At 71.6% G+C, this 13,638-nt stretch carries 12 protein-coding genes; 11 read left to right on the forward strand and 1 reads right to left on the reverse strand.

The window, feature by feature from the left end:
• Positions 1 to 58: 58 nt before the first annotated feature.
• Entirely contained in the window at positions 59 to 1,903 is a 1,845-nt protein-coding gene (locus ACIGXE_RS30765) for a bifunctional metallophosphatase/5'-nucleotidase (protein WP_399752417.1), read from the reverse strand.
• Between the two features lie 144 nt (positions 1,904 to 2,047).
• On the opposite strand from ACIGXE_RS30765, the gene mshD reads away from it, so the two are divergent.
• From mshD to pstB, 11 genes are all read left to right on the forward strand, one after another.
• Complete coding sequence (gene mshD, locus ACIGXE_RS30770) at positions 2,048 to 2,974, forward strand: mycothiol synthase (protein ID WP_399752420.1); 927 nt, start codon at positions 2,048 to 2,050, stop codon at positions 2,972 to 2,974.
• A gap of 90 nt (positions 2,975 to 3,064) precedes the next feature.
• Positions 3,065 to 3,451, forward strand: a complete 387-nt coding sequence (locus ACIGXE_RS30775; protein ID WP_399752422.1) for a GntR family transcriptional regulator — start codon at positions 3,065 to 3,067, stop codon at positions 3,449 to 3,451.
• Complete coding sequence (locus tag ACIGXE_RS30780) at positions 3,448 to 4,287, forward strand: ATP-binding cassette domain-containing protein (protein ID WP_399752425.1); 840 nt, start codon at positions 3,448 to 3,450, stop codon at positions 4,285 to 4,287. Before ACIGXE_RS30775 ends, ACIGXE_RS30780 begins: the two co-directional genes overlap by 4 nt.
• Entirely contained in the window at positions 4,284 to 5,234 is a 951-nt protein-coding gene (locus tag ACIGXE_RS30785; RefSeq protein WP_399752427.1) for an ABC transporter permease, read from the forward strand. The genes ACIGXE_RS30780 and ACIGXE_RS30785 overlap by 4 nt, the downstream gene beginning before the upstream one ends.
• A gap of 230 nt (positions 5,235 to 5,464) precedes the next feature.
• A complete protein-coding gene (locus ACIGXE_RS30790; RefSeq protein WP_399752430.1) occupies positions 5,465 to 7,705 on the forward strand; it encodes an RNA degradosome polyphosphate kinase in 2,241 nt (746 codons plus the stop codon).
• The gene (locus ACIGXE_RS30795; protein WP_399752432.1) at positions 7,692 to 8,789 is read left to right on the forward strand and encodes a CHAD domain-containing protein; all 1,098 of its coding nucleotides are present in this window, start codon (positions 7,692 to 7,694) and stop codon (positions 8,787 to 8,789) included. The genes ACIGXE_RS30790 and ACIGXE_RS30795 overlap by 14 nt, the downstream gene beginning before the upstream one ends.
• Positions 8,786 to 9,199: an NUDIX hydrolase gene (locus ACIGXE_RS30800; RefSeq protein WP_399752434.1), complete on the forward strand. Its 414-nt coding sequence runs from the start codon at positions 8,786 to 8,788 to the stop codon at positions 9,197 to 9,199. The genes ACIGXE_RS30795 and ACIGXE_RS30800 overlap by 4 nt, the downstream gene beginning before the upstream one ends.
• Positions 9,200 to 9,452: 253 nt before the next feature.
• A complete protein-coding gene (pstS, locus tag ACIGXE_RS30805; RefSeq protein WP_399752436.1) occupies positions 9,453 to 10,589 on the forward strand; it encodes a phosphate ABC transporter substrate-binding protein PstS in 1,137 nt (378 codons plus the stop codon).
• A 116-nt stretch (positions 10,590 to 10,705) separates the two neighbouring features.
• Complete coding sequence (gene pstC, locus ACIGXE_RS30810; RefSeq protein WP_399752438.1) at positions 10,706 to 11,680, forward strand: phosphate ABC transporter permease subunit PstC; 975 nt, start codon at positions 10,706 to 10,708, stop codon at positions 11,678 to 11,680.
• Complete coding sequence (gene pstA / locus ACIGXE_RS30815; protein WP_399752440.1) at positions 11,677 to 12,747, forward strand: phosphate ABC transporter permease PstA; 1,071 nt, start codon at positions 11,677 to 11,679, stop codon at positions 12,745 to 12,747. Before pstC ends, pstA begins: the two co-directional genes overlap by 4 nt.
• A gap of 26 nt (positions 12,748 to 12,773) precedes the next feature.
• Positions 12,774 to 13,550: a phosphate ABC transporter ATP-binding protein PstB gene (gene pstB, locus ACIGXE_RS30820; protein ID WP_399752442.1), complete on the forward strand. Its 777-nt coding sequence runs from the start codon at positions 12,774 to 12,776 to the stop codon at positions 13,548 to 13,550.
• Positions 13,551 to 13,638: the final 88 nt, after the last annotated feature.

Below are 13,638 nucleotides of genomic sequence, written 5' to 3' on the forward strand. Positions count from 1 at the left end.
AACGACAAAAAGGGTGGCGCCCGCCGAAGCGGACACCACCCTTTTCGACGTCAGACCTCTACTGCACGACCGTGATCCGGTTCGCCGACGGCACCTGCAGCGGCGCCGAGGCCGAGGAGTGCGCCGCGAGGTAGGCGTTGAAGACGTCCAGGTCCGAGGCGCCGACCAGCTTGTTGGTGCCGGTCGCCAGCGCCGCGAAGCCGTCGCCGCCGCCCGCGAGGAACTCGTTCATCGCGACGCGGTAGGTCTTCGCCGGGTCGATCGGCTGGCCGTTCAGCTTGATGCTGCCGTCGACGACGCGGTCCGCGCCCGTCTTCGTCATGTCCAGCGTGTAGGTGAGGCCCTTCGAGACCTGAAGGATCTTCACCGAGTTCAGGTTCGAGCCGCTGACCTGCTGCTTCAGCGCCGTGATCAGGTTCGCGCCGGACAGGTCGACGACGTTCATCATGTTGGTGAACGGCTGCACGGTGAAGGACTCGCCGTAGGTCACCACGCCGTCGCCCTCGGCGCCGGACTGCTTGTAGACCAGGTCGGCGCGGATGCCGCCCGGGTTCATCAGCGCCAGCTGGGCGCCGCCCTTGTCGGCCGGGGCCAGGCCCTCCAGCTGCGCGTCGGCGATCAGGTCGCCGAGCGGCTTCTCGAACGCCGTGGAGCCGCGGCCGTTGATGTCGGCGGCGATGTAGCCCTGCGGACGGTTGGCGATCGGGGCCGCCAGCTCCTTCCAGTCGGCGATCAGCCCGCTGATGTCCTCCGCCTTCGGGACGTCACGCGTGACGACGTGGTTGGCCGAGGCCACCGCCGTCCGCACGATGTCCTTGGTGCGGCGGTCGTAGGTCAGCGTGGTGTCCGTGTAGAGCTTGCCGAACGAGGACGCCGAGGTGACCAGGCGCGGCTTGCCGGACGGGTCCGGGATGCTGCACACGTAGGCCTGGTGGGTGTGGCCGGTGATCAGCGCGTCGACCTGCGGCGAGACGTTCTTCGCGATGTCGACGATCGCGCCGGAGACGCCCTCGCCGTCACCGTCGCCGTCACCGTCGCAGTTGTAGTTGTACGCGGACGAGGCCGGCATGCCGCCCTCGTGGACCAGGGCGACGATGGACTTGACGCCCTGGCGCTCCAGGATCTTCGTGTACTTGTTGATCGTCTCGACCTCGTCGCCGAACTTCAGGCCCTTGACGCCCTCGGCGGTGACGACGTTCGGGGTGCCCTCCAGGGTCACGCCGATGAAGCCGATCCGGACCCCGTCCTTCTCCCAGACGAAGGTCGGGTCGAGCAGCGGCTTGCCGGTCTTCTCGTTCGTCACGTTGGCCGCGAGGTACGGGAAGTCGGCGCCGTCGAAGGGCGCGAAGCCCTTCTCCGCGCCGTAACAGCCGGCGACCGGGTGACAGCCGCCGTTCTGCATGCGGGCCAGCTCCACGGCGCCCTCGTCGAACTCGTGGTTGCCCACCGAGGTGACGTCGAGGTCGAGCGCGTTGAGCGCGTGGATCGTCGGCTCGTCGTGGAAGAGGCCCGACAGGAGCGGCGAGGCGCCGACCATGTCACCGGCCGCGGCCGTGATGGAGTAACGATTCCCCTCGCGGGCCTGGCGCAGGTGCGTGGCCAGGTACTCGACACCGCCCGCGTCGATCTTCTCGGTGGTGCCGTCCGGCTTGACCCGGGTGACCTGGCCGGAGGAACCGGCCGGCGGCTCCAGGTTGCCGTGCAGGTCGTTGAAGGAGAGCAGCTGGACGTCGACCATCCGCCCCCAGCCCTTGCCGTTGGTGCTGTACGAGGCACCCGTGGCGTCCACGTCGTCCTGCGACGCTCCGGCCGGCATCGCGGCGACGAGCGCCCCGATCGTGGCAAGGCCCGCCCCGGCGACGAGGATCCGCCGCCCCGCCCTGTTCTTCTTCCTGGCTGCCATCGTGCTTGTCTCTCCCCTTCGCCGCATGGCCGGTCCAGCGCAGCCTAGAGTCAACGCGCGTAGCGCAACAGGGGTTGGCCGGTTACGAGCTGGTTGCCTTTGTCCTCCCGCGAGGCGGCACCTGCCCGCCGTAGGCTCGTACTCATGACTTCCGACGCGGCGCCGGCCCTCGAACCCGGACGGCAGATCACCAGTTACGAAGAACTGAGCCCCGAACAGGTCCAGGACGTGCTCGACCTGCTGGAGGCCGCCGACCGCGCCGACGGCGTGCACGCCGTGTCGGAGCAGGGGCGGCTGTATCTGCGCCACGGCCGGCGCGAGGGCGTCCGCCACTTCCTCCTCACGGTCGGCTCCCACCTCTACGGCTACGCCCAGCTGGAGGAGACGGACCCGGTCGAGGCCCCGGCGGCCGAGCTCGTCGTGCACCCCTCGCACCGCGGCCGCGGCCACGGCCGGGCGCTCGGCACCGCCCTGCTCGACGCCTCCGGCAAGCGGCTGCGGGTCTGGGCGCACGGCGGAAAGTCGGCCGCCCGGCACCTGGCCCAGGTCCTGGGCCTCACCCTGTTCCGCGAACTGCGCCAGCTGCGCCGTCCGTTGTCGCCGCTCGACATCCCGGACCCGACGCCGCCCGCGGACGTCGTGATCCGGACGTTCGTGCCCGGCCAGGACGACAGCGCCTGGCTCGCGGTCAACGCGGCCGCCTTCGCCCACCACCCCGAGCAGGGCTCGCTGACCCAGCGGGACCTGGACGACCGGATGGCGGAGCCGTGGTTCGACCCGAAGGGCTTCTTCCTGGCGGAGAAGGACGGCAGGCTCGTCGGCTTCCACTGGACGAAGGTGCACGCCGAGGAGCAGCTGGGCGAGGTGTACGTGGTCGGCGTGCTGCCCGACGCCCAGGGCGGCGGCCTCGGCAAGGTGCTGACCGCGATCGGCCTGCGGCACCTGGCGGCCCAGACGCTGCCCACGGCGATGCTGTACGTGGACGCGGACAACACGGCGGCGGTCCGGGTGTACGAGGGGCTCGGCTTCCGGACCCACGAGGTGGACCTGATGTACCGCACGGAGTCGTAAGGGACCTCGCGAAGGGGGCGGTTGACACCGCCCCCTTCTTTCCACCACCCTTTCACTACTTGATTAGTGAAAGGGTGGTGGAAGGCTCAGGTGCTCTCGTACCGCATCGACCGGCGCAGCGGGGTCGCCACCTACCTCCAGATCGTCCAGCAGACGAAACAGGCCCTCCGCATGGGCCTGCTGGAGCCCGGCGACCGGCTGCCCACGGCCCGCGAGGTCGTCGAGGCCACGGCGATCAACCCCAACACGGTCCTCAAGGCCTACCGCGAACTCGAGCGCGAAGGTCTCGTCGAGGCCCGCCGCGGCCTCGGCACCTTCGTCCGCGCCACCCTCGGCACCGGCCCCGCCGACTCGCCGCTGCGCGGCGAACTCGCCGACTGGACCCGCCGGGCCCGCGAGGAGGGCCTCGGCCGGGAGGACGTGGCCGCGCTCTTCACCTCCGTACTGGACACGTTCTTCAAGGGGGACGACGCATGACCACCACCACGGCGCTGGAGGCCGAGCGCCTCGGCGTACGGTACGCGGGACGCGCCCGGCCCTGGGCCCTGCGCGACTGCTCCTTCGCCCTCCCCACCGGCCGCGTCTGCGCCCTCGTCGGCCCCAACGGCGCCGGCAAGTCCACCCTCCTCGCCCTCGCCGCCGGCCTCCTCCGGCCGACCGAGGGGACGCTCCAGGCGCCGCCGCGCGAGCACCTCGCCTACGTCGCCCAGGACAAGCCGCTGCACCCCCGGCTCACCGTCGCCGACACCCTGCGCATGGGCCGCGAGCTCAACCCCGGCCGCTGGGACGAGGCCGCCGCCCGCGCGGTCCTCGCCGACCAGCTCGACCCCCGCACCCTCGTCCGCGAACTCTCCGGCGGCCGGCGCACCCGCGTCGCCCTCGCCCTCGCGCTCGGCAAGCGCCCCGAACTCCTGCTCCTGGACGAGCCGATGGCCGACCTCGACCCGCTCGCCCGCCACCAGCTGATGGGCCTGCTCATGGCCGACGCCGCCGAACGCGGCACCACCGTCGTCATGTCCTCGCACATCCTCACCGAGCTGGAGGGCTCCTGCGACCACCTCCTCCTGCTCGTCGGCGGCCGGATCCGCCTCGCCGGCGCCGTCGACGACCTGCTCGCCGCCCACACCCTGCTCACCGGCCCGGTCGCCGACCTCGCCCCGCACTCGGTGATTCACGCGCGCACGACCGGCCGCCAGCTCACCGCCCTGGTGCGCCGCGAGGGCCCCGTCGAAGGCCCGTGGCAGGCCACCGACCCCTCGCTCGAAGACCTCCTCCTCGCCCACCTCCGCACCGCCGAAGGAGCCGCCCCGTGAGCAGCCTCGCCCTGACGGGCTCGTACTGGGTGACGGTCCGCCAGTACCGCCGCGCCCTGCGGCTGGTGGCCGGCGGCGTCGTCCTCGCCCTCGCCGTGATCGGCGGCCTGCGGCTCTGGGACGCCCGGACCCCCGACGTACACCTGGCGGACGGCTCCTGGGCCCCCGCCGACGAGAGCCACGGCTACGAGACACTGCGCATCGCCATGGAGTACGCCGGCACGGGCATGATCCTCCTGCCGCTCCTCGTCGGCGCCTTCGTGGCCGGCCCCCTGGTCGCCCGCGAGTTCGAGACCGGCACCTACCGGCTCGCCCTCACCCAGTCGGTCCGCCCGGCGGCCTGGCTGCGCGCCAAGGTCGTCACCGCCGGCGTCACCGCCCTCGCGGCCACCCTCGCCCTCGTCGGCGTCTACCGGCTCGGCTGGGACCGGGTCTCCGGCACCTACCCGTTCGCCTGGGGCGACCGCGGCACCTACGAGGGAACCGGGATCGTGCTCGTCGGCTACGTCCTCGCCGCCGTCGCCGTCGGCGCCCTCGTCGGCCAGCTCGTCCGGCGCACCCTCGTCGCCATGTCGGTCACCGGCCTCGTCATGGGCCTGCTCCTGTCCGTCCTCGGCAGCCTGCGCTGGAGCCTGCTCGGCGTCGAGACGATCACCGGCCCCGTCGGCAGGGACGCCCACCCGCTCGCACCGCCCGGCTCCTGGCTCATGACGGACACCGGGATGCTCGACGCCCACGGCAACCGCCTCCCCGGAACGACCTGCTTCGCCCGCACCCGGCACCTCACCGACTGCCCGCCCGACCTGGGCGTCACCGGCCGGTACCTGGACTACCACCCCCGGTCGCACTTCTGGCCCACCCAGCTCATCGAGACCGGCATCCTCCTCGCCCTCGCCGCCCTCGTCCTCTTCGCCGCCTTCCGCGTCCTGCGCGCCCGGCATCCGTAGCGCCGTCACGGGGACCGGGGGCGGGCCCGCGCGGCCCCGCCCCCGATTCCCGCACGTCACGTCCCCGTTACCAACCATTCAGACGCGCTTGCGACGCTCACGCAATGAAGCGCTCCGTGCCCGCGCCCGACCGGGCTCTCTCCCAGGGGAGACTTCCCAAAGGGAGACTCCCCTCGCCCACGGCCCGCTCCGACGCGCCCGACCACCCGTTCGCGCGGAAGAATAGGGCCATGAAGCAGCAGCCCGCCGAGGTCCCGGTCCAGTCGTCCACCACGACGGCCCCCCAGCCTTCCCTGGGGTCCATAGCCGCCCACCGCCCCCACGCCGTCAACGGCGGGGTGATCAGCGATCTCGAACCCGACCTGGACGCCGATCTCGACGCGTACGAGGACGACGAGAGCGCCGGAGAGCTCCCCCAGGGCCGCTTCCTCGACCGGGAGCGCAGCTGGCTCGCCTTCAACGAGCGGGTCCTGGAGCTCGCCGAGGACCCCACCACGCCCCTCCTGGAGCGGGCGAACTTCCTCGCGATCTTCGCGTCGAACCTGGACGAGTTCTTCATGGTCCGCGTGGCCGGCCTCAAGCGCCGCATCGCCACCGGCGTCGCCACCCGCTCGGCCTCCGGGCTGCAGCCCCGCGAGGTGCTGGACCTCATCTGGACCCGCTCGCGCGAACTCATGGCCCGGCACGCCGCCTGCTTCCAGCAGGACGTCGCCCCCGCACTCGCCGACGAGGGCATCCACCTCATCCGCTGGCCCGAGCTCACCGAGAAGGAGCAGGCCCGCCTCTTCACCCTGTTCCGGCAGCGGATCTTCCCCGTGCTGACCCCGCTGGCCGTCGACCCGGCGCACCCCTTCCCGTACATCTCCGGGCTCTCCCTGAACCTGGCCGTCGTCGTCCGCAACCCGGTCAGCGGCCACCGCCACTTCGCCCGCGTCAAGGTCCCGCCGCTGCTCTCCCGCTTCCTGGAGGCCTCCCCCGAGCGCTACGTCCCCCTCGAGGACGTCATCGCCGCCCACCTGGAGGAGCTCTTCCCCGGCATGGAGGTGCTCGCCCACCACATGTTCCGGGTCACCCGGAACGAGGACCTGGAGGTCGAGGAGGACGACGCCGAGAACCTGCTCCAGGCCCTGGAGAAGGAGCTCATGCGGCGCCGCTTCGGCCCGCCGGTGCGCCTGGAGGTCGAGGAGTCCATCGACCCGTACGTGCTCGACCTGCTCGTCCGCGAGCTGAAGATCTCCGACTCCGAGGTCTACCCGCTGCCCGGCCCGCTCGACCTCACCGGACTCTTCGGCATCGCGTCCCTGGACCGGCCCGAACTGAAGTTCCCCAAGTTCGTCGCCGGCACCCACCGCGACCTCGCCGAGGTCGAGTCCGCCTCCGCGCCCGACATCTTCGCCGCCGTGCGCGAGCGGGACGTCCTGCTGCACCACCCGTACGACTCCTTCTCCACCTCCGTCCAGGCCTTCCTGGAGCAGGCGGCGGCCGACCCCGACGTCCTCGCGATCAAGCAGACGCTGTACCGCACCTCCGGCGACTCCCCGATAGTCGACGCCCTCATCGACGCCGCCGAGTCCGGCAAGCAGGTCCTCGTCCTCGTCGAGATCAAGGCCCGCTTCGACGAGCAGGCCAACATCAAGTGGGCCCGCAAGCTCGAGGAGTCCGGCTGCCACGTGGTCTACGGCCTGGTCGGCCTCAAGACCCACTGCAAGCTGTCGCTCGTCGTCCGCCAGGAGGGCGAGACGCTGCGCCGCTACTCGCACGTCGGCACCGGCAACTACCACCCCAAGACCGCCCGCCTCTACGAGGACCTCGGCCTGCTCACCGCCGACCCCCAGGTCGGCGCCGACCTCTCCGACCTGTTCAACCGGCTCTCCGGCTACTCCCGCCGCGAGACCTACCGGCGCCTGCTCACCGCCCCCAAGTCGCTCCGCGACGGCCTGGTCTCCCGCGTCAACAAGGAGATCGCCCACCACCGCGCCGGCCGGCCCGCGTACGTCAAGATCAAGGTCAACTCGATGGTCGACGAGGCCGTCATCGACGCCTGCTACCGGGCCTCCCAGGCCGGCGTCCCCGTCGACATCTGGGTCCGCGGCATCTGCGCCGTACGCCCCGGCGTCGAAGGCCTCTCGGAGAACATCCGGGTGCGCTCGATCCTCGGCCGCTTCCTGGAGCACTCCCGGATCTTCGCCTTCGGCAACGGCGGCGAACCCGAAGTCTGGCTCGGCAGCGCCGACATGATGCACCGCAACCTGGACCGCCGCATCGAGGCCCTGGTCCGGGTCGCCGACCCCGCCCACCGGGCCGCCCTCACCCGGCTCCTGGAAACGGGCATGTCCGACACCACCTCCTCCTGGCACCTCGGCCCGGACGGGAACTGGACGCGGCACGCGACCGACCCCGAGGGCCAGCCGCTGCGGCACGTCCAGGAGATGCTCATCGACGCGCGGAGGCGCCGGCGTGCACAACCCTGACATCACCTCGGAGCTCCCGCCGGGCCCCGCCCCGGACGCCCCGCCCGGACTCCGCCCCGAGGCCTGCCCAGGACCCCACCCCGAGGCCCGGCCCGGCCACCGCGCCGAGGTCCCGGCCGAGCTCTCGGCGGGCCAGGTCCTCGCCCCCTACCTGCACGCCCGGGCCGCGGACTTCCTCCGCGGCCTGCGGCTGCACACCGAGAGCGGCGCCGACACGGCCGGCGCCGAGACGGCCGCCCGCACCCTGCGGGCGGCCGCCCGCCGGATCGGCGGCACCCTCCACACCTTCCGGCCGCTCCTCGACCCGGCCTGGGCCGACCAACTGCGCACCGAACTGGCCTGGCTCTCCGGCACCCTCGCCCTGGAGCACGCCTGCACCGCCCGGCTCGTCCGCCTGATGGACGCGCTGTCCCGCCTCTCGAACACCGAGAGCGGCCCCGTACCGGCCGCCCGCGGCACCGAGAGCAGCCGCGGCCTGGCCGTCGGCGCCGCCCGCGCCGGCGCGCTCCTCGACCGCCAGCTCACCCTCGCCCGCACCCGCGCCCACTCCGCCGCCCTCCAGGCCCTGGGCTCCTCCCGCTTCCACGCGGTCGCCGACGCCGTCGCCCTGCTCGCCTCCGAGGTCCCGCTCGGCCCGGCCGGCTCCGCCCGCGCCGTCGACGTCCTGGACGCCCCCGCCACGGCCGTGGAACACCGGCTCCTCGACGCGGTGGCCGCCCTCCCGCTGACCCGCGCGGCCCACCCGTACAACGCCGACGCCCTCGCCCTGGCCGCCGGCGAGGCCCAGGACGCCCCCTGGCACCAGACCCGCGGCCTGCTCCGCCTCCACCGCTACGCCGCAGAGGTGCTCCACGGCGACGCCGACCCGGACCCGGTCCTCTACGAGGCCGGCCGGGCGCTCGACCGGCACCGGGACGCCGCCGAGGCCGCGGCCGCCGCCGCCACGGCCGCCCGCACCCCGCGCATCGCCCCGGCCACCGCCTACGCCCTCGGCGTCCTCCACGCCGACCAGCGCCACGAGGTGGAAGCCGCCCGCTTCGCCTTCCAACACGCCTGGTCCCGCGCCACGGCCCCGGTCTCATGACCACCCCCACCCCCGTCCTGGCCGCGGGCGCCGTCCTGTGGCGCCCGGCGGCCTCGGGGGAGGGCGTCGAGATCGCCCTCGTCCACAGGCCGAAATACGATGATTGGTCCCATCCGAAAGGGAAGCTGAAGAGCGGGGAGACGGCGGAGGAGTGCGCCCTGCGCGAGATCCTGGAGGAGACGGGCCAGGCCTGCTCGCTGGGCGCCCGCCTCCCCACCGCCCGGTACCTGGCCCACGGCCGCCCGAAGGAGGTCACCTACTGGGCGGCCCGGGCCCTCGGTGGCGTCTTCACCCCTGATCACGAGGTCGACGCGCTCGTCTGGCTGCCCCCGGCCGAGGCCCGCGAGCGCCTCACCCAGCCCCGGGACCGCGAGCTCCTGGACGCCCTCCTGACGGCGACGGCGCACTAGCCGCCCCCCGGCCGGGGTGCGCGGGCGCTCCCGGCGCCCCCGCCCGAGCGGCGCCCGGAGACGCACCCCACCTTTCGGCACGGTTCACTTCCCGTTCACTCTCCCCCGTCGACGGCTTCACCTGATCTGCCTAATTTCGGTCGTGCACGGTGCGCGTCACAGCAGCGCACCGAACACCCCGACACGCGCCGCCGTAGAACGTTCAGGACAGCAAGGTCCACGGCAAGGCGGCTTCTGGAAGGAACACCCGAAAGTGAAGCTTTCGCGCAAGAACGGGCTTCGCGCCTCCGCGATCGGTGCCCTCGTCGTCTCCGGCGCGCTCGTCCTCTCGGCGTGTGGTTCGGACAACAACAACGAGCCCACCAAGGACGGCGGCAAGACGTCCGCCGCCGCGTCGAACATCAAGTGCGACGGCGCCAAGGGCCAGCTGCTCGCCGCCGGTTCCAGCGCGCAGAAGAACGCGATGGACCTGTGGGTCAAGAACTTCCAGGCCGCCTGCTCCGGCGTCGAGGTGAACTACCAGGCCATCGGCTCCGGCGGTGGCATCACCAAGTTCAACCAGGGCCAGGTCGCCCTGGCCGGCTCCGACTCCGCCCTCAAGGACGAAGAGGTCGCCGAGTCGCAGAAGATCTGCAAGGGCGGCAAGGGCATCAACCTGCCGATGGTCGGCGGCCCCATCGCCATCGGCTACAAGCTGGAGGGCGTGGACAACCTGGTCCTGGACGCCCCCACCCTGGCCAAGATCTTCGACACGAAGATCACCAAGTGGAACGACCCGGCGATCGCCAAGCTGAACCCGGGCGCCAAGCTCCCCGACTCCACCATCCAGGCCTTCCACCGCTCGGACGAGTCGGGCACCACCCAGAACCTGGGCAAGTACCTCTCCGCCACGGCCGCCGCCGACTGGAAGTACGACCCGAAGACGAAGTCGTGGCCCGCCCCGGGCGGCCAGGCCGCCAACGGCTCCTCCGGCGTCGCCACCGCGGTCAAGGACGCCGAGGGCTCCATCGGCTACTTCGAGCTGTCCTACGCGACCGCCAACAAGATCTCCACGGTCAGCATCAACACCGGTGCCGCCGCCCCGGTCGCCGCGACCACGGAGAACGCCTCCAAGGCCATCGCCGCCGCCAAGATCAAGGGCACCGGCTCCGACCTGGCGCTGTCCCTCGACTACACGACCAAGGCCGAGGGCGCCTACCCGCTCACCCTGGTCACCTACGAGATCGCCTGCGACAAGGGCAACAAGGCGGACACCCTGCCGACCCTGAAGGCCTTCCTGAACTACACCGCCAGCGAGGAGGGCCAGAAGGTCCTCTCCGACGCCGGCTACGCCCCGCTCCCGGCCGAGATCGCCGCCAAGGTGCGCGAGATCGTCCCGACCCTGTCCTGACCCCCGGCCGGGGACGGCCCCTCGCCTCCCGTAGGGGGGCCGTCCCCGGCATCCGGTGCACCGCCGCCAGGAGCCCGTACGCAGCCCGTACCGGCCCCGCAGACCGGAGAAATCAGATGGCTTCGACAACACCCGACATACGAGGGAGCCGGCGCGCCAAGAGCGCGGCCCGCCCCGGGGACCGCGTCTTCAGCGGTCTGTCCCGCGGCTCCGGCATCACCCTGCTCGTGATCATGGCCGCGATCGCGGTCTTCCTCACCTACCGCGCCGTCCTCGCGATCTCGGACGACAGCACGAACTTCTTCACCACCTTCGAGTGGAACCCGGCGGGCAACCCGCCGGTCTTCGGCATCGCCGTCCTCGCCTTCGGCACGGTCGTCTCGTCGATCATCGCCATGGTCATCGCCGTGCCGGTCGCCATCGGCATCGCGCTGTTCATCTCGCACTACGCGCCGCGCAGGCTGGCCAAGCCGCTCGCGTACGTGGTCGACCTGCTCGCCGCCGTGCCCAGCATCATCTACGGCCTCTGGGGCGCGATCTTCCTCGTCCCGTACCTGGACGGCCTCAACAAGTGGCTCGACCAGTACCTGGGCTGGACGTACATCTTCGACAAGTCCAGCGACGGCGTCGCCCGCAACATGTTCACCGTCGGCATCCTGCTGGCGATCATGATCCTCCCGATCATCACCAACGTGACCCGCGAGGTCTTCCTCCAGGTCCCGCGGATGCACGAGGAGGCGGCGCTCGCCCTCGGTGCCACGCGCTGGGAGGTCATCCGCATGTCGGTGCTGCCCTTCGGCCGCTCCGGCATCATCTCCGCCTCGATGCTCGGGCTGGGCCGCGCCCTCGGTGAGACGATGGCCGTAGCCGTCGTCCTCTCCCCCAGCTTCGTGCTCTCGGGCCACCTGCTCGACCCGGGCGGCGGCACCTTCGCCCAGAACATCGCCGCGAAGTTCAACGAGGCCAACGAGTTCGGCCGGGACGCGCTGATCGCCTCCGGTCTCGTGCTCTTCGTCATCACCCTGCTGGTCAACGGCGCCGCTCGCATGATCATCGCGCGGCGGAAGGAATACTCGGGGGCGAACGCATGAGCCACGCCATCCAGGAACGGCCCGTCTCCGTGACCCCTCGCCGCTCGCTCTCCCACGCCCGCCTCCCGCGCTGGACCCCGGCCGCCGTCGCCGTCGGCTCGATCGCCGCGGGCTGCGGCCTCGGTCTCGCGGCCGGCTGGCACAGCAAGGTCCAGTGGGGCCTCGTCTCCGCCCTGGTCTTCGTGCTCGCCACCTACGCGATCACCACCAAGGTCGAGGGCTCCCGCCAGGCCAAGGACCGCGTCGCGACCAGCCTGATCTGGGTCAGCTTCGTCCTCGCCGTCGTGCCGCTGCTCTCCCTCGCCTGGGTGACGATCAGCAAGGGCCTGGAGGTGCTCGACGGCTACTTCCTCAGCCACTCGATGAACGGCGTCCTCGACGCCGAGGCCGGCGGCGGTGTCTACCACGCGCTGCTCGGCACCATCGAGCAGGTCGCCATCGCGACCCTGATCGCCGCGCCGATCGGCCTGCTCACCGCGGTCTACCTGGTCGAGTACGGACACGGGAAGCTCGCCAGGGCCGTCACCTTCTTCGTCGACGTCATGACGGGCATCCCGTCGATCGTCGCGGGCCTGTTCATCCTCGCCACGTGGAACCTGATGCTGGGCTTCGGGCCCTCCGGATTCGCCGGCGCGATGGCCCTCGCGATCCTGATGATGCCGGTCGTGGTCCGCTCCACCGAGGAGATGCTGAAGCTCGTCCCGAACGAGCTGCGCGAGGCCTCCCTCGCCCTCGGCGTCCCCAAGTGGCGCACCATCCTGAAGGTGGTCCTGCCCACCGCGATCGGCGGCATCACCACGGGCGTCATGCTCGCGGTCGCCCGCATCACCGGCGAGACGGCTCCCGTCCTCCTCCTCGTGTTCGGTACGAAGCTCATCAACCCGAACCCCTTCGAAGGCGCCCAGTCCTCCCTGCCGCTCTACGTGTACGAGCAGTACGCGGTCGGCACCGACGCCGCCGTGGCCCGCGCCTGGGCCGCCGCGCTCGTCCTGATCGCCTTCGTCATGATCCTCAACCTGGTGGCCCGCGGCATCGCCCGCTGGAAGGCCCCGAAGACCGGCCGCTGACCGCGGCACTCTGGATGTGAACTGATATGGCCAAGCGAATCGACGTCAGCGGCCTCTCCGCCTACTACGGCAACCACAAGGCGATCGACGACATCTCCATGACCGTCGAACCCCGCTCCGTGACGGCCTTCATCGGCCCCTCCGGCTGCGGCAAGTCCACCTTCCTGCGCACCCTGAACCGCATGCACGAGGTCACCCCCGGCGGCCGCGTCGAGGGCAAGGTGATGCTGGACGACGAGAACCTGTACGGCGCCGGGGTCGACCCGGTCGCGGTGCGGCGCACCGTCGGCATGGTGTTCCAGCGTCCGAACCCGTTCCCCACCATGTCGATCTTCGACAACGTGGCGGCGGGCCTGCGCCTGAACGGCAAGTACCGCAAGTCCGAGCTCAACGACGTCGTCGAGCGCTCCCTCAAGGGCGCCAACCTCTGGAACGAGGTCAAGGACCGCCTGAACAAGCCGGGCTCCGGCCTCTCCGGCGGTCAGCAGCAGCGCCTGTGCATCGCCCGCGCCATCGCGGTGGAGCCGGACGTGCTGCTGATGGACGAGCCCTGCTCGGCCCTCGACCCGATCTCGACGCTGGCGATCGAGGACCTGATCGGCGAGCTGAAGGAGCGCTTCACGATCGTCATCGTGACGCACAACATGCAGCAGGCCGCCCGCGTCTCGGACCGCACCGCCTTCTTCAACCTGGCGGCGGTGGGCCAGCCCGGCAAGCTGATCGAGCTGGACGACACCGAGCGCATCTTCTCCAACCCGAGCGTCCAGGCGACCGAGGACTACATCTCCGGCCGCTTCGGATAACCGCGTTCCGCGGTGCTGCATGGCGGTGCCACCGCAGAACGACCAGGGCCCGGCTCCCCCACAGGGGAGCCGGGCCCAACCACGTTCC

Source organism: Streptomyces sp. NPDC053431, from assembly GCF_044544925.1.
Lineage (GTDB): Bacteria > Actinomycetota > Actinomycetes > Streptomycetales > Streptomycetaceae > Streptomyces.

Coding starts and splice junctions, on each gene's coding strand:
- ACIGXE_RS30765 (WP_399752417.1), bottom strand. CDS start 1,903: ATGGCAGCCAGGAAGAAGAACAGGGCGGGGCGGCGGATCCTCGTCGCC.
- mshD (WP_399752420.1), top strand. CDS start 2,048: ATGACTTCCGACGCGGCGCCGGCCCTCGAACCCGGACGGCAGATCACC.
- ACIGXE_RS30780 (WP_399752425.1), top strand. CDS start 3,448: ATGACCACCACCACGGCGCTGGAGGCCGAGCGCCTCGGCGTACGGTAC.
- ACIGXE_RS30790 (WP_399752430.1), top strand. CDS start 5,465: ATGAAGCAGCAGCCCGCCGAGGTCCCGGTCCAGTCGTCCACCACGACG.
- ACIGXE_RS30800 (WP_399752434.1), top strand. CDS start 8,786: ATGACCACCCCCACCCCCGTCCTGGCCGCGGGCGCCGTCCTGTGGCGC.
- pstC (WP_399752438.1), top strand. CDS start 10,706: ATGGCTTCGACAACACCCGACATACGAGGGAGCCGGCGCGCCAAGAGC.
- pstA (WP_399752440.1), top strand. CDS start 11,677: ATGAGCCACGCCATCCAGGAACGGCCCGTCTCCGTGACCCCTCGCCGC.
- pstB (WP_399752442.1), top strand. CDS start 12,774: ATGGCCAAGCGAATCGACGTCAGCGGCCTCTCCGCCTACTACGGCAAC.